17 protein-coding genes are annotated in these 18,373 nt (G+C 61.3%); 5 read left to right on the forward strand and 12 right to left on the reverse strand.

What is annotated here, in order from left to right:
- Positions 1-95: 95 nt before the first annotated feature.
- Positions 96-2,645, reverse strand: a complete 2,550-nt coding sequence (locus HX851_RS44740; RefSeq protein WP_177066017.1) for a LuxR C-terminal-related transcriptional regulator — start codon at positions 2,643-2,645, stop codon at positions 96-98.
- 128 nt (positions 2,646-2,773) lie between these two features.
- Entirely contained in the window at positions 2,774-4,300 is a 1,527-nt protein-coding gene (locus HX851_RS44745) for a glycoside hydrolase family 10-like protein (RefSeq protein WP_177066018.1), read from the reverse strand.
- A 257-nt stretch (positions 4,301-4,557) separates the two neighbouring features.
- On the opposite strand from HX851_RS44745, the gene HX851_RS44750 reads away from it, so the two are divergent.
- Positions 4,558-5,337, forward strand: a complete 780-nt coding sequence (locus HX851_RS44750; RefSeq protein WP_177056199.1) for an N-acetylmuramoyl-L-alanine amidase — start codon at positions 4,558-4,560, stop codon at positions 5,335-5,337.
- 292 nt (positions 5,338-5,629) lie between these two features.
- On the opposite strand, the gene HX851_RS44755 is transcribed toward HX851_RS44750, so the two are convergent.
- Positions 5,630-6,997, reverse strand: a complete 1,368-nt coding sequence (locus HX851_RS44755; protein WP_177066019.1) for a DUF1329 domain-containing protein — start codon at positions 6,995-6,997, stop codon at positions 5,630-5,632.
- A 23-nt stretch (positions 6,998-7,020) separates the two neighbouring features.
- The gene (locus HX851_RS44760; protein WP_177056329.1) at positions 7,021-8,787 is read right to left on the reverse strand and encodes a DUF1302 domain-containing protein; all 1,767 of its coding nucleotides are present in this window, start codon (positions 8,785-8,787) and stop codon (positions 7,021-7,023) included.
- A 689-nt stretch (positions 8,788-9,476) separates the two neighbouring features.
- On the opposite strand from HX851_RS44760, the gene HX851_RS44765 reads away from it, so the two are divergent.
- Complete coding sequence (locus HX851_RS44765; protein WP_177066020.1) at positions 9,477-10,001, forward strand: hypothetical protein; 525 nt, start codon at positions 9,477-9,479, stop codon at positions 9,999-10,001.
- 46 nt (positions 10,002-10,047) lie between these two features.
- Here the strand turns inward: HX851_RS44765 and HX851_RS44770 are convergent, their stop codons facing one another.
- From HX851_RS44770 to HX851_RS44795, 6 genes are all read right to left on the reverse strand, one after another.
- Positions 10,048-10,455, reverse strand: a complete 408-nt coding sequence (locus tag HX851_RS44770; protein ID WP_177066021.1) for a hypothetical protein — start codon at positions 10,453-10,455, stop codon at positions 10,048-10,050.
- A 208-nt stretch (positions 10,456-10,663) separates the two neighbouring features.
- Positions 10,664-11,575: an SDR family oxidoreductase gene (locus HX851_RS44775; RefSeq protein WP_017126487.1), complete on the reverse strand. Its 912-nt coding sequence runs from the start codon at positions 11,573-11,575 to the stop codon at positions 10,664-10,666.
- A gap of 133 nt (positions 11,576-11,708) precedes the next feature.
- Positions 11,709-12,611, reverse strand: a complete 903-nt coding sequence (locus tag HX851_RS44780) for an alpha/beta fold hydrolase (RefSeq protein WP_177056203.1) — start codon at positions 12,609-12,611, stop codon at positions 11,709-11,711.
- Positions 12,611-13,393, reverse strand: coding sequence for a class II aldolase/adducin family protein (locus HX851_RS44785; RefSeq protein ID WP_177056204.1), 783 nt, complete (start codon positions 13,391-13,393; stop codon positions 12,611-12,613). Before HX851_RS44785 ends, HX851_RS44780 begins: the two co-directional genes overlap by 1 nt.
- A gap of 148 nt (positions 13,394-13,541) precedes the next feature.
- On the reverse strand, positions 13,542-14,228 hold the full coding sequence (locus HX851_RS44790) for an LrgB family protein (protein ID WP_177056205.1): 687 nt from the start codon (positions 14,226-14,228) through the stop codon (positions 13,542-13,544).
- Entirely contained in the window at positions 14,218-14,604 is a 387-nt protein-coding gene (locus HX851_RS44795) for a CidA/LrgA family protein (protein ID WP_177056206.1), read from the reverse strand. The genes HX851_RS44790 and HX851_RS44795 overlap by 11 nt, the downstream gene beginning before the upstream one ends.
- Before the next feature lie 97 nt (positions 14,605-14,701).
- On the opposite strand from HX851_RS44795, the gene HX851_RS44800 reads away from it, so the two are divergent.
- Entirely contained in the window at positions 14,702-15,598 is an 897-nt protein-coding gene (locus HX851_RS44800; RefSeq protein WP_177056207.1) for a LysR family transcriptional regulator, read from the forward strand.
- Here HX851_RS44800 and HX851_RS44805 read toward each other — a convergent pair.
- Positions 15,579-16,034 (reverse strand): flavodoxin, encoded by a 456-nt coding sequence (locus tag HX851_RS44805; RefSeq protein WP_177056208.1) that lies wholly within the window; start codon positions 16,032-16,034, stop codon positions 15,579-15,581. The two genes, HX851_RS44800 and HX851_RS44805, sit on opposite strands and share 20 nt — an antisense overlap.
- A 154-nt stretch (positions 16,035-16,188) precedes the next feature.
- Between HX851_RS44805 and HX851_RS44810 the strand changes: the two genes are divergently transcribed.
- Both HX851_RS44810 and HX851_RS44815 read left to right on the forward strand, forming a co-directional pair.
- The gene (locus tag HX851_RS44810; protein WP_177056209.1) at positions 16,189-16,653 is read left to right on the forward strand and encodes a PAS domain-containing protein; all 465 of its coding nucleotides are present in this window, start codon (positions 16,189-16,191) and stop codon (positions 16,651-16,653) included.
- A gap of 68 nt (positions 16,654-16,721) precedes the next feature.
- On the forward strand, positions 16,722-17,327 hold the full coding sequence (locus HX851_RS44815) for a hypothetical protein (RefSeq protein WP_177056210.1): 606 nt from the start codon (positions 16,722-16,724) through the stop codon (positions 17,325-17,327).
- Positions 17,328-17,338: 11 nt separating this feature from the next.
- On the opposite strand, the gene HX851_RS44820 is transcribed toward HX851_RS44815, so the two are convergent.
- On the reverse strand, positions 17,339-18,298 hold the full coding sequence (locus HX851_RS44820; RefSeq protein ID WP_177056211.1) for a MerR family transcriptional regulator: 960 nt from the start codon (positions 18,296-18,298) through the stop codon (positions 17,339-17,341).
- Positions 18,299-18,373: the final 75 nt, after the last annotated feature.

Genomic DNA, 18,373 nt, shown 5'->3' on the forward strand with positions numbered 1-18,373 from the left:
GAGCCGGCTTGCCGGCGATAAAGCCAGCAAGTCTTGCATCGATCTCGCGGACGTCATCGCCGGCAAGCCGGCTCCTACCTGTACATGGCGTACGTTTATCCCATCAGGCCCAGCGCCTTGGCCTTCGCCACCGCCTGGGTGCGACGTTCCACGCCGAGCTTGCTGTGGATCCTGCGGGCATGGGTTTTCACCGTGTGCAGCGAGATGAACAATTGGGCGGCAATCTCCAGATTGGAACTGCCCAGGGCAATCAGCTTGAGCACTTCCAGCTCGCGCTGGCTCAAGGGATTGTCACCCGTGGCGATCAGTTCTTCCTCGAACCCCAAGGCCGAGAGAATGCCCGGCTGGCGCAGGCGCAGTTCACGCAACGCCTGCTGCAGGTGGCAGCGGCTGACCAGTGCCAGTCCCTCGGCGAGGTGGGTCTTGGCCAGCGCGCCGCGGCCCTCCAGAAAGGCCACTTCCGCCAGGGCCAGGCGGATCTCCGTTTCAATCCCCTGCATGCCCCGCTGCTGTGCCTGCGCCAACAACTGCGCCAGTGACTCCAGCCCCGCACAGGGCTTGCGCTGGTAGACCTGGGCCAGGATCAACAGGTATTCCAGCCGTGGCACCAGCTCCAGGGTGGCCGGCGGCGCCTGCATGGCGTTCGGCCCGCGATAATGGCGCAGCACCCGGGTCAAGGCCTCGTCCGCCAGCTCGGGACGGCCCTGTTGCAGCCAGAGATGGCTGCTGATCATCAACAGCACCGCGCGATACACCACGTCCGGAATATGCCGCTGCTGCATGAGGCGCTCGGCATCGCGCAGGCGCACGAAGGCCTGGGCGTAGTCGCCGTGGTTGGCATCCAGCAGCGCCAACCCGAGGAAACCGTACAGCGCACGTTTGTCGTGACTGCGCAGGCACTCGTCGAGTCCCGCCTGGAAATGCTCGGCGGCTTGCGGGTCGCGGCCCTGGCGCAAGGCAATACGGCCCTGGCGCAACGCGACACGCCCACGCAGCGGGCCGGTGAGGTAACGCTGGGCCGTCAGCAAGGCCTGCACGTTGTCGAGCAAGGCTTCACTGCGATGCAAGGCGCCGCGTTGCTCGAGCAGTTGCGCGTGATCCAGTTCCAGCAGCGCCTCGAACAGCAGCGAACCCTGGGCCCGCGCCAGGCACAGGGCCTCGCGGCTCAAGGCCTGGGCCTGTTCCAGCTCGCCATTGAGCAACGCCTGCTGGGTCAGCCCCGACAGACAGAACAGCCGTGCCGGCCAAGCGGCGGCTGGCAGGTCGTGCAGCGCGTCGAGAAAATGCCCGCACGCCGCTTGCGCCTGTCCCTGCAAGTGCAGCAACCAACCCTGCTGGGCCTGCCAGCGCGCCACCAGTTGCCGCTGCGCCGCCGCCGACGGCTGCGGAGTGAAGCGCGCCATCTGTTCGATGCTGTGGGCCGCCTCGTCGAAACGCCCGGCGAACAGCAACGCCGTGGTGATCAGGCCGAGCAGGTGCGGCGTGCCGAACATCAGCTCATCCGGCTGTTGCTCTTGCAGGCGCAACAGCAGTGCGACGTTCTGGCCCTGGAACAGGTAGTCGAAGGTGAAGTTGTGCAACAGACTGGCCGCTACTTCGAACTCTTCGGCGGCCAGGGCCTGTTCCACCGCCGCCTGCCAGTCGCCCCGGGCACTGAACCACTGGCAGGCGCGGCGATGCCAGGAGCGCCCGGCCGGCCAGGGCTCATCGCACAGCAGCAGGGTCAGCGGGGCGAACACCCGCAGCCATTCCGACGAGTCCTCCCACGGTTCGATAAAGCACCCCAGTTCCTGCAGGGTACGCATCCACTGCGCGCCCTCCCCGGCACCGAACAGATGCTCGCAGAGATCGGCATTGAAGCGTGGCAGATGCGCCAGCACCCGCCAGGCTTCGGCCAGTTCGGGCGCCAGGGCATCGAACAGTTCGTGCTGCAGGTAATCGAGCAACGTCGCCGAACGGCGTGAGCCGATATCGGGGTCGTTGGCTATCCACGCGGGCGCCTCCAGCAGCGCAACCCGCACCCCGGCGCACCAGCCGGCGGTGTACTGGCCGATCCGGTCGATGCACTGGGTCGACACCTGGACCGTCGGATTGATTACCAGCCGTTCGATCTCACCGCGTTCGAAGGCCAGGCTCGAGCCGTCGACCTCGTAGAGTTCGCCCTCCAGCAACAGCCGCGGCCAGTTGCAATGGGGCCGCCGCCGCCCACCCAGCCACCAGCTCAGGACCGGGCTGCTGACCGCCAGCAGGCGATCGAGCAATTGATCCAGGGCCGGGTTGGGCAAACGACAATAGTCGTCGAGAAAGATCCAGGTCGGCAGGGTCCAGCGTGCCAGCCGAGCCAACAGGCTCGTTTCATCCCGCGCATCGTCCAGCCCCAGCGCCTCGGCCAGGGCGGAACAGAAGGCCTCGGTGGTCAGGCTGGCACCGGCCAGCGGCAGCCAGCACACGCCGCAGTTGGGCGACGCCTGCAACAGGCATTCGGCGAGCAAGGCGCTCTTGCCGCTGCCGGCGGGCGCGCACAGCAGGCGTACCCGCGCCGGCGACTCGATCAAGGGTGTGCTCAGGCGTGGACGTGGCAAATGGCGGGAGGACAAACGAGGCAAGAACCCGGGACGATCCAGACGCGGGGTCATGGCGGTCATTGCGGCGGCCTTTTCTTGATTTTATACGGCTACCCTAGTCCTCATGGGTAGCCTTGTTGAATGAGTATTCAGCGCACTGATTGGCGCCCATAAAGAAACTGACCGGCCGGTCGCGTCCGGCGCGCCGATCAGCTCGATATCGTCATCCGGCTTTCCCGGTGATTCTCGTCCAGGGCGGTGATGGCATAGATACACGAAGGGCCGTTTTCGGCTGGACTGTTCCAGATATGCAGGCAACCCGCACGAGGGATCGTGGTCACCAGACAATCGACCCGGGCAATGTCCACCGCCTCTGCGCAGGGGAAGCGATAAATCGCGTAATAGCGGGTCTTGTTCGTGGCATTGGCGCTGTTTTCATGCCATTTGACCTGCGTTCCCCAGTCATGCCGGCGCTGCTGCACACAGGCCGGGGCCGCCGGCGGTTGCCCGGTTTTCCAGGGCATCGACGGGATCAGCGCCGGATAACGCCAGACACCTACGCGCAGGGCAGCGACGGCGGCATGAGTCTCGGGCACCCGCAGGAAACGCTGGCGAAACAGGATGCTGCCGCGGATTTCCGGCATATCGAGGTTCCACTGCAACTGCCTGTTGAGTTCAGCGATCCCTTGGCCCTCGCTCCACTCGGGCTCCCGCTGGCTGGGTACGCCCACTTTGTAGAGCGCCTCACCGATATAAAGATGAACATTTTTCCCGCGCACTGCATCGGCCCACCAACGCGTCACGATATCGAACTGCGCCGCCCTGAGGCCGAAACTCCAATACACTTGTGGCGCAATGTAATCAATCAGCTCTTCCTCGACCCAGCGACGGGTATCGGCATAACCGGTGTCATAATTCGGCGCGCCTGCTGAAGTATCAGAACCGCGCGGATCATCCCTCCGGTTACGCCAGACACCCGCGGGACTGACACCGAACTTCAAGGCCGGTTTGAGTTCGCGCAACTTGCGGGACAAATCTGAAATCAACAGGTAAGTATTATGACGGCGCCAATCGTCTTTATTGTCAAACGCCTGGCCATATCGGGAAAACGTTGTTGCATCATCCAGTCTTGAACTGGCTGACTCGTAATAGAAGTAATCATCGAAATGGATGCCGTCGACATCATAGTTGAGCGTAACTTCCAGCACGCCTTGAATCACCCAGTCGCGGGCCTCGGGGATGCCCGGATCCAGCACCAGACGGTCATAGGCGGTACCGACCCATTCCGGGTGCGCGGCATACACGCTGGCGGGTGCCCCCGGTAACGTGCTGCGCAACGCATCGATGGTACTGTGCCGGGTGTCCATCGAGACCCGGTAGGGATTGAACCAGGCATGCAATTCCAGGTTTCTCGCGTGGGCCTGTTCGACCACGAACGCCAGGGGATCGAAGCCCGGATCGCGGCCCAGCGTGCCGCTGAGCCACGCCGACCAGGGCAGGAGGGCCGAACGGAAAAACGCATCCGAACAGGGCTTCACCTGGAAGAACACGGCATTCATCTTCAGCCTGACCAGTTCGTCCAACTGCTCGACCAGCTCGTTTTTCTGCACCCTGATCCGTTCGGCGTCATCGCCAATCGTGGAGGACACCCGTGATGGCCAATCCAGGTTGGCGACCGTCGCAATCCAGCTTGCGCGCAAATGATGTTTATCCGCATGAGTGCTATCGGTGTTCATTTGAATGTTCCTGTTTTATCGGTAGGCAGGCCCAAACCGCCCTTTCATGCATCGAAACAGGCGATATATCACTGAGCACTTCCGTCTTAAAAAAACAAAACAGACAAACACCGTCAAGCCTTGGATCTGAGTCAGTATATTTCCCAAGGATCAAAAAACCGCTTCAAAAAACTCCTACCACCATTAAAGAAACCTCTTAAAAATAACGCACCACTACAACACTTATTGTGTGGGCTCAATCCCAAAGGGCTCCCCCCATGAATATCATCAAATACAACACTTATCGTGCCGATAAAAGCTTTGATAGCCGAATTCGTTTTCTCGTGATGCATTATACGGCGGGCAACTTCCAGGCTTCGATCAACAGCTTGACCGGCCCCCATGTCAGTGCCCACTACCTGGTGCCGGATCCGACCGATGCGTCCTACATTGCCGCGGGTTTCAGTACCCAGAATATCTTCAACCTGGTCAATGAGAACGACCGCGCCTGGCACGCGGGGGCCAGTGCCTGGGGCAACCGGGTCAATCTCAACGACAGTTCCATCGGCATCGAAATCGTCAACCTGGCGCGCGACGACCAGGGGCAGTTCACCTTCCCGCCCTATCACCCGGACCAGATCGAGGCGGTCAAGGAGCTGGCACTGAATATCCTCGCGCGGCACCCCGCCATCAGTCCGGTCAATGTGGTCGGCCACAGTGATATCGCCGTGGGCCGCAAAAGCGACCCGGGCGCGGCCTTTCCCTGGCAGCAGCTGTATCAGGCAGGTATCGGCGCCTGGTACGACGAGTCGGCCAAGTACACTTACGTCAGTCGTTTCACCGAACAGGGCCTGCCCCCGCAAGCCACCTTGCTGGCGCAGTTCAAGGCCTATGGCTACGACACCTCGAAAGCCACGTCGGAGCAAGGCTTGTGGCAATTGATCCGCGCCTTTCAATTGCACTTCAGGGCCGACAATCATGACGGCAGGCTGGATATAGAAACGGCCGCGCGCCTGGCGGCGCTGGTGAAGAAATACTTCCCCACTTCGGCGATCTGAGAAAAGGCCCCGGTAAGCTCCGCTCCTGCAATGTTTCTGATCGCTCCCACGCGCAGCAATGGAACGCAGCTACGGACGCGCTGCGTCAGCTTCTGTGACGCAGAGCATCACGGGCTGCATTCCCACGCTGGAGCGTGGGAACGATCATGAACCGCTGGACGACGACACAGTGTAGGAGGAGCTGGCTTGTGTAGGAGTGGGCTTGTCGGGACACCGCATCGCCGCGAAGCTTTTAGCGATCTCAGGGACGCCATCGCCGGCAAGCCGGTTCCTACAGGGGAATCGGGGTGGCTCAGCGCACCCCGCTCGCCCGCAGCGCCGCTGGCGTGTAGTCCGCCGCCTTGCCGACAAAACCGAACTGGAAGCTGTGTTTCTCCTCGTTCTTCATGCCCAGGGCGATGTAGCGCCCGGCGATCAGGTCGTACAGCGTTTCCACGGTGTACGCCTGCACCTGGTGGTCGTAGTAGAACTGCGCATGACCTTCGGCCACCCGCCACAACTGGCCGCGACCGTCGTAGTGGTCCACCAGCGCGACCTGCCAGCTGTCCTCGTCGATGTACATGTGGCGCTTGGCATAGATATGCCGTTCGCTCGGCTTGACCGTGCCCTCGATCTCCCAGACCCGGTGCAGCTCGTAGCGGGTCAGGTCCTGGTTGATATGACCGGCCTTGATCACGTCGGTGTACTTGAGGGTCGGCGAGTCCAGCTTGTAGCTGTTGTAGGGGATGTACATCTCCTTCTTGCCGATCAGCTTCCAGTCGTAGCGATCCGGTGCGCCGGAGAACATGTCGAAGTTGTCCGAGGTGCGCAGGCCGTCGGCGGCGGTACCCGGACCGTCATAGGCGACTTGCGGGGCACGGCGCACGCGGCGCTGGCCGGCGTTGTAGACCCAGGCCAGGCGCGGTTCCTTCACCTGGTCGAGGGTTTCGTGCACCAGCAGCACGTTACCCGCCAGACGCGCCGGCGCGGTGACTTCCTGCTTGAAGAAGGTCAGCACGTTGGCACCTTTGTCCGGTGACAGGTCGGGCACTTCCGACGGTACCGCGGCCTCTTCCTCGAAGGTGATCGGGGTGAAGGAGCCGTTGGTCTGCGGGGTCGCCTGGGTGATGGTGCGCCGCAGGTTGCCGCCGTGATAGCGGGTGATATGGTTCCACAGCACTTCCACGCCGTTTTTCGGAATCGGGAAGGCGTAGTAGCGGTTGCCGGTGAAATTCGCCAGGCCGTTGCCGTCATTGATCGTGGTGACGTTGAGGGCGCTGCGCTTGGCCGAATCCAGCACCGCTTGCGGCAGGGCCACGGTGCGGTGGGTCGGGTAGACCGGGATCTTGTAGGTTTCCGGATAACGCTTGAACATCGCCAGTTGGCCGTCCGAGAGCTTGGCCTTGTACTGGTCGGCGGTGGCCGCGGTGATGACGAACAGAGGTTTCTCATTGGCGAACGGATCGGCGAGGAAGCCCTTGCTGTCCACCGCGCCGGCATTTTTCGGGATGCCGCCGGTATAGGCCGGGATCGAGCCGTCGGCATTGCCGGCCTTTTCCGCGCCGATGGCAGTCAGGGTGGTGCCGAGCTTGGCCGCTTCCTCCGGGGAAACCGCCGCCATCACGTTGGCCGCCAGCAGACTCAGGGCCAGGGCGCCGCATTGCAGAATCATCTTGCGCATAAAGTAGTCCTTTTCAGCCTTGATCAGAAGTTCGCGCCGACGCTGAGCGCGAGGAAGTCACGGTCGGTCAGGGTGTTGTAGCGGCCACCGAAAAAGTCGGTGTAGCTGAGGCTCGCGGTGTAGGTGTTGCGGTAGTCGGCATCGACACCGATGCTCACTGCCTTGGCGCCTTCGTTGAAAATGCCGTTGGGACCGTAGCCCTTGACGTCATGGGACCAGGACAGGTTGGGCTTGAGGTTGACCCCGGCGAACACGTTGCTGTAGTCGAGGATCGCCCGGGCGCGGTAGCCCCAGGAGGTGGCGGTGACAAAGCCGCCGGTATCGCCCTGGAAGCCGTACGCACCGTAGACCGAGTCACGCCCGTAGCGCAGTTTGTCCTTGGACTCCAGGCCACCGACGTAGGTGATCCCGGCCTCGCCCACCAGGGTCAGGCGATCGGCGCCCATGACCTGGTCGAAGAACTGCGTGAGGGTGGTTTGCGCCTGGGTGATTTCCTTGCGGCGATAGCCGGTGTTGTCGGCACCAGCCGAAGATTTGATCGGCGAGGTCCCGGGAGCCGCCGGGTTGATCAGCGCAAGCGTCAGGTCGGTGGTGTTCAGTTGTACCGGCGCATTGGGGCGGTAGCTGATTTCTCCGCTCCAGGCCGTGCCGGTGGGCAGGGTTGTCGAGAAGCTCGCACCGTAGAGTCGGATATCTTCCGGATACTCGAGATAGTACTGGCCGCGGCCCAGCATCACGCTTGAAGCCAGGGAGCTGCGCAGCGGGGCAGGCGTCAGCGCCGCCATGCTTTGCAGTGCGCTGAGCGTGGCCGCGCCGGCGCTGGTCGTCCCGACCGTCGGCGTACGGCTGTGATAGTTCATGAAGTACAGGCCGTACTCGGTATCACTGCCCAGCCAGCGCAGGGCCGCGCCCCATTGACCACCATCACGTGCTTCCCGGTCTTCGCTACGCTGCACCACGATGCCTTCCGGAGTGACCTGGAAGCCTTGTCCGAACGCGTTCGCCAACGGCAGGAAGCCCGCACTGGCGGCGCTGCCGACGGTGTAGTTGTTGTTGCATCCGTGGGCCACCACATCGTTGCCGAAGAAGGTCCCGCAGTTATCCACCACGGTGTTTTCCCAGTTCAACTGGTAGAAGCCCTCGACCGTCAGCGCGTCGGTGAGGCTCTGGGAAGCGAAGAACATATTGACCGGGATCAGGCCTTCCTTGATCTCGGCGCCGGGCCGGCGGAAAGCCGAGACGTCGATGGGGTTGATGCTGTTGATGGAGTTGCCGATAAAGGTGCTTTCGCCCCAGCTGACCACCTGCTTGCCCAGGCGCACGGTGCCCGGCAGGTCGGCGATGGAGTAGTTGTGGTAGACAAAGGCGTCGAGCAGTTGCGCGCCGGAAGAGCGTGCCCCTTCGTCGCGGTGGTGGTCGCTGAGATCCTTGAACTCGCGGTCGCCATCGGCCAGTTCGAAGTCATACCAGTACTTGCCACGAACGAAGACGCCGGTATCGCCATACTTCAATTCCAGGTCATGGATGCCCTTGAAGATCTTCGAGAAGGTATCGCCCTTCTTGAAGTTCAGGCGCCCGTCATCACCGGTGGAGGCCTGCCCGGTACCGCCGTTGGTAACCCCTACCAGTTTCTTGTCGGCATCGCGCATGCCCCAGCTCGCGCCGACCGACAGGGAAGAGTCGAACTTCCCTTCGATCTCGCCGATGTTGAACGAAACCGCGTTGGCCTGGGCGCTGGCGCCCAGGGCCACGGCGATAGCCAGCGCCTGCGGCGTGAAGATGGCGCGCATTGTTGTTTTTGTCATGCGTCTTCCCCGGTGAGTGACAGAAGCCTTCACCCTACCCACCGCCAGCGGGAGCGATAAGCGCACCAAGGAGGTATTCGCGTTGTACCTCCAAAGGATGAATGCCCGCGCCGGCACGGGCTTGCAGGGCACCATCGAAACGCTGGATGACAGGCCATAGCGGCGATGGATGAAGGTCGCCGGCACGCCGGCCAGGCTCGGGGCAACCGCCAGCGACTGTTACTGCGAATGCAACAGTGATTGTCACGAAGCGCGCTTTTTCAGACAGCCACAATTGCTTATTCTTACCTGGCTTTCAGAAGGAATGGCTTGAAGGGTTGAAACTTCGAGACTGGTTCCGGCATCGAGTCACCGGCTCTGCACTGAGGGTTGTCCTGGCCGTCGCGGCTGAACGTTTTTCGATATCCGCCCCAGGGTTGGCGGGTCATCATCGCGCTGTTCACTGACGTTGATTTGTAGCTCCTTGATCAAACGTCTTCCCTTGGCCGCTGCGTTTGCAGCGGCTTTTTTTATGGTCGCGCAATTCAATTCCTATAAACGAGTAGGAATAATAACGAACCACTGTAGCTAAACTCTCTTTTGCCGACCTCAAGGCCTTTAACTGTCATATCGCATAAAGATTCAGATTTTCTTCCCGATAGGACTCTCGTCATAAATCATTCAGGAGAGTCACTATGCTTGACTACGTCAACAGGGTGATGAATCGGGTCGCGCCCTATGTGTATCACGTCAGGGATGAGTTCAAGACTTCAAGCGGGTATACGAGGGAAGAAGAAGATGCCAGCGCCCGACTTAGGCAATTTTGGGCAGATACAGATATCCCCATCACCGAAAAGCTCAAGGAGCTGAAGCTTGACCTGAGCGGCTTCAATGGAAATAGCACGTCAAACAGAGAACTTCACGCTATAGGGTTAGCACTGTACCAGACTGGATTGCTAGATATGACTGGAGTCATTCTGCTCGGAGCAATAGGGTCACAATACAATGCACAGGGAACTCAAATAAATCGCGACACAAAACTCGATGCCGTGACTGAGACAAAAAAGCAGCTTAGCGCAGTCACCGAAATGGTAAACGGTGGCTACGCCGTCGCCAAAGATATGATCCCCAAGCAAAAATTCATACTAACCGTATTGAAGGGGCTTCAAGAGTATTCGAAAATCCAAAAAAACAACAACCTGATAGATATAACAGTCTAATCATCAACAACCCGCTTCCATACCAAGAGGAGGCGGGTCGCTTTACCTACAGCGGTACGGAGAATGTTCCTTTATAGCGTATAGCCGTCTCTCCCAGCTGATTATCAATAACCACCCGAAAGGTCCCAACACCTAATTTTTCCTGTATATCCGAAGGTCCCTCACGCACCAAAAACCAATCACTACCAGTAAGTTTTTCGATACGTATGTAGGTCAACGCTCCACCCAGTGTCCGAATTCGGATGTCATGAAATCGGTCATCACAGGTCGAGGTATAAGGACCATGAACTACCATCGTCTCCCCCGGCATGACAATCCCTTGATGGATGGTTCCCTGATTGATCAGGCAATTGGGGAACGTCGCCTCTGTCAGAGGCGAATTCTGCGCAGAGGCGGCTCCTGTCTGTGGCACCAGGGCAACAGCAATAACCAGTGGCAAGTATTTAACAAACATAGGTGAGTACTCCATTTCGTTTTCAGTGGTGCATCGCTCGATGCACGCGGCTGCGTTATGCAGCTCGCACCAGAAACGGAATCAATTCACACCCTACTTGTACATTCCTTACCTATCCGACTTAATCGTAGGCCGTCTCCTGCTTCAGACCACTACTTCCAACGCGCCTCCCTTTTTCACGATCACCCTCTCGGAAGCGGAGGAAGGTTCAGGCCGTATATTTTTGCAGATTCGCCATCATTTGCCGCAGCGCCTCGGGGGTATCCTGCGGATGCACGGCGCCTTCGAAGTTGCAGATCTTTTCCCAGTTCGCCGCGACATCCTCCACCGCGAAACCGTTGTGCGGATCGAACCCGGCGCCCAGGCTGCGCTCCCAGCGGGTCTTGCCGATCCAGCCGCCGCCGACTTCGAACAGACCGGAAGTTTCCTGGCACTGTTCACTGCCGAGGAACACCACCAGCGGGCTGATCAGCTCGGGCTTGAGCAGTTCGAACACCTGCGGCGGAATCAGGCCTTCGGTCATGCGCGTGCCACCCGTGGGGGCGATGGCGTTGACCAGGATATTGTTCTTGCGCCCTTCGATGGCCAGGGTGCGGGTCAGGCCATAGAGCCCGAGCTTGGCCATGCCGTAGTTGGACTGGCCGAAGTTGCCATAGATACCCGAGGTCGAGGCGGTGAAGATCACCCGTCCGTAATTCTGCTCCCGCAGGTGCGGCCAGGCGGCGTGGGTGACCTTGTAGGCACCTTCGACATGCACCCGGTAGACCAGGTCCCAGTCGGCGTCGTCCATCTTGAGGAAGGTCTTGTCCCGCAGGATACCGGCGTTGTTCACCACCACATCGACACGCCCGAAGGCATCCAGGGCGTTCTGCACGATCTTGTCGCCATCGGTCACCGAGTCATGGTTGGCCACCGCGGTGCCGCCGGCTTCGCGAATCTCGGCCACCACCCGATCCGCCGCCGAAGCATTGGCGCCCTCGCCATGGGCCGAGCCGCCGAGGTCGTTGACCACCACGCGTGCGCCATGGCGGGCGAACAGCAGTGCATGGGCACGGCCCAGGCCGCCGCCGGCACCGGTGACGATCACCACTTTATCTTCGAAGCGCACAGACTCACTCATACAGGTCTCCAGCCGGGGGCGATGGGAATAGACCTTGAGTGTCGGACACAGGGCTGCGGGTCACAATAAATACGCCTGGGGCTGAATGGTGCGCGATAAGGCAGAGGGATAGTCCGCCCGTCACCCGCGGGCGTCAGGAACAGGCCCGCCTCGGTGGCAGCGACACCGACTGCTGCCGGAACGCCAGGTAATACTTGAGCACCTGCACCGGCGCCTCGGTCTGCGGGTAGTGACCGATTCCCGCCAGCAGCACGGTGTCCGGATCGGTAATCAACTGACGATAACGCTCGACCATATGCGCCCCCGAGATCGGATCGAAAGCCCCGTCGATCACCCGCAACGGGACTTCGCCACGCTGCATGGCGCTGACCCAGCGCTCGCGTTGCGCTCGCCGCTCGGGAATGTAGCCGATCAATTTGTGCAGGATCCGTGTGCCCTGATTGCTCTCCACCAGACTCCAGAAATCATCCAGCGCACTTTCGCTGGGACGCGTCTTCGGGCCGAAGATCCGGCTGAAACTCTTGACCAGCGCATCGCGGCTGAAGGTCCGCCCCAGCAACCAGCCCAGCGGACTGAGCAACAGTTTCTGCGCCAGCACCGGACGATGGGTTTCCGGGAACAACCCGCCATTGAGGAAGACACAACTGGCGATCTCGATACGCGCTTCGTAGTGCCGGGCCAGGAGTTCCTGGGCGACGCTGTCGCCATAGTCATGGGCCAGCAGGTGCACCGGCTGGTCAATCCCCAGGTGTTCGAGCAGCGCCTGTTGCAGATCGGCCTGTTCCACAAGGCTGTAGTCGTGGTCCAACGGCTTGGCCGAATCGCCAAAACCGAGCATGTCGCAGGCGATCACCCGATACCGCTGCGACAGGGGCTTCCACAGGTAATGCCAATCCCAGCTGGCCGTGGGAAAACCATGGATCAGCAACAGCGGTTCGCCCTGCCCCGCCGCCCAATAGCGGATGGCGTGACCGCGAAACACGAAGTCCTGCCCGCGCTTGCGCCAGACGCACAGGGGAATCTCGGCCAGTGGCATTACAGTCTGAACCCGGCGTCTTGCTGGTCGAGCTTGCGCAACAAGGCCGGCCAGGCCAGTGCGCCGCCCATGCCCTGGGCACTGCGGGTCACGCCGGCAATCATTGCCTTGGCCCCGGCGAGAATCTGCGGCTCGATGGCAATCAGTTGCGCCCCGCCATTTTGCGCCAGGACCTGGATATCGCAGGCGCGCTGGAAGGTGAACATCATCAGGAAGGTATCGGCGATGCTCGCGCCGCAGGTCAACAGGCCGTGGTTGTGCAGCATGAGGAAGTTGTTCGGCCCCAGGTCAGCCTGCAGGCGGGCCTTTTCCTCGTGATTGAGGGCCACGCCTTCATAGGCGTGATAGGCCAGGCTCGACAGGACGAACAGCGACTGCTGGCTGATGGGCAAAACACCCTGCCGCTGCGCCGAAACCGCCACGCCCGCGGCGGTGTGGGTATGCAGCACGCAGGTCACGTCATGGCGGACTTCGTGGATGGCGCTGTGGATGGTGTAGCCGGCCGGATTGATCTCGTAGGGACTGTCCATCAGCTTGTTGCCGGCCTGGTCGACCTTCACCAGGCTCGACGCGGTGATCTCGTGGAACATCAGCCCGTAGGGGTTGATCAGGAAATCCTCGGTGCCCGGCACCTTGGCCGAGATATGGGTGAAGATCAGATCATCCCAGCCATGCATCGCCACCAGGCGATAACAGGCCGCCAGGTCGACGCGGGTCTGCCACTCGGCGGCACTGACCTGATCCTTTACATTCGCGGGGGCTGCAACAGGGACTACGCTCACGGCAATGACCTCGGCATGTTCTGTTTTTATTCTGCTCGGCTGTCGAACAGTCTAGTCAGGCCGTTGCCGCGAAGGAGTTGCATTGCCAGCCAGCTTGATGACCTAGCGGGTCAGCGGTGCATTTCGTACGAAATAGTTCAACTGCGTATCAGATCAGCGCCTCCAGCAGGGGCGCGGCAAACAGGTTCAGCAGACCGGTCAGGACCATCACCAGCCCGGCCACGGTGCCTTCTTCACCACCCACTTCACGGGCCCGGCTGACCCCGGCGCCGTGCGCCCCGACACCGAACAAAGCACCCCGCGCCAGACTGCTGCGCAGCGGCAGCCACTTGAGCAGGATCCCACCGAGCATCGCGCCAAACACGCCGGTCACCATGACGAATACCGCCGTCAACTCAGGCACGCCGCCCAGGTCCCGGGCCACCGGCATGGCGAAGGGGGTGGTGATCGACCGTGGCACCAGCGACAGGGTCAAGGTGCTGTCCAGCGACAAGGCCCGGGCCAGTCCGTAGGAACTGGCAATGGACGCCACGCTGCCCGCGAGCATCCCCAGTAACAGTGCCGGCCAGTGCCGGGCGAGCAAGCGGCGCTGCTGCCAGATGGGTACCGCGAAAGCCACGGTGGCGGGCCCCAGCACCAGCATCAGCCAATGGGTATCGCGTGAATACTCGGCATAGGCGGTGTTCAGCGGGACAGCAACCGCCAGCAGGATGATCGGCACCAGGATCAGCGGCGACAACAGGTAGCGTCCGGTACGCCGATAGCTCCAGCGACTCAGGCCATACGCCGCCAGGGTCAGCGCCAGCCAGAAGAGGGACATCCACTCAGGCTTCACGACGGTTGCTCCAGCGGCACACCAGTTCGACGGTCAGCGCCGTCGCGAGCATGACCAGCAAGGTGCTGCACATGATCACCAGGAGGATCCGCCAGCCGCTCTCGCGCAGCATGGCGCCGTAGTCCAGCAGGCTCATCAGCGCCGGAATGAAGAACAGCAACATTTCCGCCATCAGCCATCCGGCGCCCAGTTGCAGCGTAGTCGGCTTGATCCGGCCCGAGGCGAACGCCAGCAGCAGCAGGCCGAGGCCGATCACGCCGCCGGGAATCGGCCACCCGGTCCAAGCCGCCAACTGTCCGCCCAGCAGATAGAGGCCGACCAGTACGGACAGCTCGGCGAGCAGGCGACCGGTTTTTTTCAACAGGGATCGATTCATGGGATTCAGGGCCTCGATGAGCGCAATTTTAGAGCTGCCCCTACCATCTCGAAAGCGAATTGTTAGACTGCACCTCATTCCATAATGGAATTGTCGAATGGAATTCAAACAGCTGCGCAGTTTTGTCGAAGTGGTTCATCAGGGCGGCTTCACCCAGGCCGCCAGGACCTTGCACGTCAGCCAGTCGGCGGTGAGCAAGCAGGTCGCACAGTTGGAACACAGCCTCGGGGTGGTGTTGCTGGATCGCCAGGGCTCGCAGGTGCGACCGACCGCGGCTGGCAGCGTGGTACTGCAACGAGCCGAGGAGATGCTGCGGTTGCGCAGCGGCCTGCTGCATGAACTGGACGATCTGAGTCAGCTGGCACGGGGAGAACTGCGCCTGGGCTTGCCGCAACTGGGCGGCGATACTCTGTTTGCCGGACTGTTTGCCGAATACCGGCGGCGTTACCCGAACATCAATATCCACTTGTTCGAAGGCGGCAGCCTGAGCATCGAACCGGCGGTCCTCAGCGGGGAGTTGGAACTGGGCGGAGGGCTCACGCCGAGCAACCCGGCGTTCGACTGCCAGCCGTTCTGTGACGAGCCGCTGGACGTCCTGCTGGCGATCGATCACCCGCTGGCCGAGGAAGGCTCGATTCGCCTGGAACAATTGGCCGACACCCCGTTCCTGCTCTATCAGCGCAGCTTCGTACTCAATCATCGATTGATTCAGGCCTGCGAGCGGCTGGGCTTTACCCCCATGGAAAGCGGACGCAGCGGCCAGGCGGACTTTCTCGCGGCGCTGGTGGCGGCCGGGCAAGGCGTGGCGCTGATGCCCAGCGTGGTCGCCCGTTCACTGGTCAGGCCCGGAGTCGTACGCCTGACCTTGAGCTCGCCCACCGACCTGCGCTGGGATATCGCGTTTATCTGGCGACGCGATGCCTATCTGTCGCAAGCCGCGCAAGCGTGGCTGGCACTCTTGCGCGAACGCCCGATCAGCCCCGCAATACGCTGATGAACCCGGCCAGCCAAGGCTCGGCATCGGTTTCCGGCGTGACCGTTTCGCTCGCGTCCAGGCGCAGCATCGCCTGGACTTCACGCAAGCCGAGTTCGGCGAACAGCTCGCGAAACTGCTCGCCACCGCCACAGAAGGTATCGCCGTAGCACGAATCGCCCAGGGCGATCACCGCGCCAGGCAGGCCGCGCCAGGCGGCAGGCAGTTGATCGCGAATAGTCGAATAGAGCGGCTGGACATTGTCCGGCAATTCGCCCATGCCGGTGGTGGCGGTCACCGCCAGAAAGGCCTGCGGGGCGAACGCCTGGATATCGGCCAGGGTGGCACGAGGGTTGTGCCAGGCTTCGAAGCCGGCTTTTTCGAGAACCCGCTGGGCGTGACGGGCAACTTCTTCGGCCGTGCCGTAGACCGAGCCGGAAAGGATGGCGACTTTCATCAATCTGATCCTGGAGCAGAGTAAAAGCGTAGGATATTAACAGGTGAGAAACATTCCCACTGAAAATCCATCCGGATTCACTCCACGGCATTGACCATCCGGAACATTCTCTTACACTCCTGGGATCGCCAATGGACTGCGGATTATTTCAACGATGATCAACCCGAAACTGCTGCAACTGGTAATCGATGCCTCCAACGACGGCATCGTCGTCGCCGAACAGGAAGGCGAAGACAATATCCTGATCTATGCCAACCCGGCGTTCGAACGCCTGACCGGCTACAGCAACGAAGAAATTCTCTATCAGGATTGCCGTTTCCTGCAGTCGGGCGACCGCGACCAGCCGAATCTGGAATTGATCCGCGAGGCACTGCGCACCCGCAAGCCGTGCCGCCAGATCCTGCGCAACTATCGCAAGGACGGCACGCACTTCTGGAACGAGCTGTCGATCTCCCCGGTGTTCAACGAGAGCGACCAGCTGACCTACTTTGTCGGCGTGCAGAAAGATGTGACGATCCAGGTCAAGGCACAGCAGCGGGTGGCCCAGCTGGAAGCGCAACTGGCCGAGGTCAGGGCCGAACTCGACGCGCTCAAGGCGACCAGTGGCGTCAACCAATAGTGGAATCCGTTGTCTGAGCAGATATCCACCATTGTTGTATGCACGTTTCCCACTTTTCGAGCTCGATCATGCACCGCGACGCCCTTCTGACTCAGGACGAGCTGGACTTCATACGGACCATGCAACACAACCCGCAGCTCAACAAGCGCGATGCCTCGTCGAGCCTGCTGGTCAATGGCGTGTCGCAGATCCGTGACCTGCTGACGCGCCTGGCGGCCCATGAACAGGTGACGATCCAGGCAAACTTCGAAAACCAGAAAATGACCTTCCCGCTGCACCTGGTGGAAGACGAGTTCCATGCCCAGCATTTGCGCCTGGGGGTGCCGAGCATCTACGAGGACGGGCCGATGGTCCGTCCCTGGCGCCTGACCCTGGACGAGCCGGTGGTCCTGGAAAACTCCCGGGGCCAGTCCAGCGCCCTGGCGGTACGCGAGGTGTCGTTCAAGGGCGTGCTGGTGGAAAGTCGCAACGGCATCAAGCCGCCCAGGCAGTTCGCCCAGTGGTTCAGTCCCTCGGGGTATGAGCGCATTGCCTTGCGCGGACGGTTCGAGCGGGAAACCGAGCAGGGCCTGTATGCCTACCGGCTCAGCCAGAGCGACCAGGACGAAACCGAACGGTTGCGCCAGTACATCCTGCAGCAGCACCGCCTGGCCCATCCACAATTTCACACCTGACCCCAGACACCTCAGGTATCCAGCTTGCCAGCCAGCAGTTGCTGCAGGCGCTGGCGCATCCGCTGGCCGTCATGCCCCAGGCAGCCGATGCTGGTGCCTTCGAGGGAGTCCTGCAGCAGGTCGGCGACGTCGCCGGCGAGCATCACCGGACACTCCACCGCCAGCGCCAGCCGATTCAGCCGGCGTGGCAGATCCGAGGCCGGTGAACGGTTGGAATACAGCACCAGCACCCGCGGCCGGACCTTTTCACAGATCAGCGGCAACTCGTCGAAAGGCTGCCCGATGGCCAGCACACTGACCGGGCACTCGCCGTTGCCGAGCAGCAAGCCGGCCACCAGCAATTCCAGCTCGCGACAATCCCCTGGCAATGCTGCGAGGACAATCCGCTCCAGGGGCGCGCCCCTGGCCGATTGCAGGCGCTGCAGCACCCGACCGCGCAGGAAGCTGTCGAGGAACAGCCATTCGCTGAGCAGCCCGAATGCACCACGCTGGGCGCGCAGCTCCTGCCAGAGCGGCATCAGGATATTCTGGAAGACCACCGTCAGCGGGTAGCTGGAAAAAATCTGCCCATAGACACGCTCAAGCGCGAATTCGTCGAAGGCACTGATCGCGCTACCCAGTTGCACCTGGCAGTCGTGCCAATCATCCACGGGCAACGGCAGCAGGGTATCGGTCGACGGTACACGCGCCGCCGCTGTTTTCGCCAGGATCTTGCCGACCTTGCTGACCGCCACCCCTCGCTCGATCCAGCCGAGAATGCTGCGTACGGTCTCGATATCGCTCATGGCGTAGAGCCGATGCCCGCTTTCGGTGCGTGTCGGCTGAATCAGGCCATAGCGTCGTTCCCAGGCCCGCAGGGTGACCGGGTTCACGCCGGTCAGGCGCGAAACCTCGCGGATAGGAAACAATTCTTCCTGTTTCAAAGCCGGTAATGGCAGCGATACAGGTGCAAGTTCGGTGATGACGGCCATATTTTCCACATCAATGTGTAAAATTTTGTAGATATTCTAGCCTACATCGACTCACTTTCTTCAAACATGGAACAA

Source organism: Pseudomonas gingeri, from assembly GCF_013385635.1.
Lineage (GTDB): Bacteria > Pseudomonadota > Gammaproteobacteria > Pseudomonadales > Pseudomonadaceae > Aquipseudomonas > Aquipseudomonas gingeri_A.

Coding starts and splice junctions, on each gene's coding strand:
- HX851_RS44740 (WP_177066017.1), bottom strand. CDS start 2,645: ATGACCGCCATGACCCCGCGTCTGGATCGTCCCGGGTTCTTGCCTCGT.
- HX851_RS44745 (WP_177066018.1), bottom strand. CDS start 4,300: ATGAACACCGATAGCACTCATGCGGATAAACATCATTTGCGCGCAAGC.
- HX851_RS44750 (WP_177056199.1), top strand. CDS start 4,558: ATGAATATCATCAAATACAACACTTATCGTGCCGATAAAAGCTTTGAT.
- HX851_RS44755 (WP_177066019.1), bottom strand. CDS start 6,997: ATGCGCAAGATGATTCTGCAATGCGGCGCCCTGGCCCTGAGTCTGCTG.
- HX851_RS44760 (WP_177056329.1), bottom strand. CDS start 8,787: ATGCGCGCCATCTTCACGCCGCAGGCGCTGGCTATCGCCGTGGCCCTG.
- HX851_RS44765 (WP_177066020.1), top strand. CDS start 9,477: ATGCTTGACTACGTCAACAGGGTGATGAATCGGGTCGCGCCCTATGTG.
- HX851_RS44770 (WP_177066021.1), bottom strand. CDS start 10,455: ATGTTTGTTAAATACTTGCCACTGGTTATTGCTGTTGCCCTGGTGCCA.
- HX851_RS44775 (WP_017126487.1), bottom strand. CDS start 11,575: ATGAGTGAGTCTGTGCGCTTCGAAGATAAAGTGGTGATCGTCACCGGT.
- HX851_RS44780 (WP_177056203.1), bottom strand. CDS start 12,611: ATGCCACTGGCCGAGATTCCCCTGTGCGTCTGGCGCAAGCGCGGGCAG.
- HX851_RS44795 (WP_177056206.1), bottom strand. CDS start 14,604: ATGAATCGATCCCTGTTGAAAAAAACCGGTCGCCTGCTCGCCGAGCTG.
- HX851_RS44800 (WP_177056207.1), top strand. CDS start 14,702: ATGGAATTCAAACAGCTGCGCAGTTTTGTCGAAGTGGTTCATCAGGGC.
- HX851_RS44805 (WP_177056208.1), bottom strand. CDS start 16,034: ATGAAAGTCGCCATCCTTTCCGGCTCGGTCTACGGCACGGCCGAAGAA.
- HX851_RS44810 (WP_177056209.1), top strand. CDS start 16,189: ATGATCAACCCGAAACTGCTGCAACTGGTAATCGATGCCTCCAACGAC.
- HX851_RS44815 (WP_177056210.1), top strand. CDS start 16,722: ATGCACCGCGACGCCCTTCTGACTCAGGACGAGCTGGACTTCATACGG.
- HX851_RS44820 (WP_177056211.1), bottom strand. CDS start 18,298: ATGGCCGTCATCACCGAACTTGCACCTGTATCGCTGCCATTACCGGCT.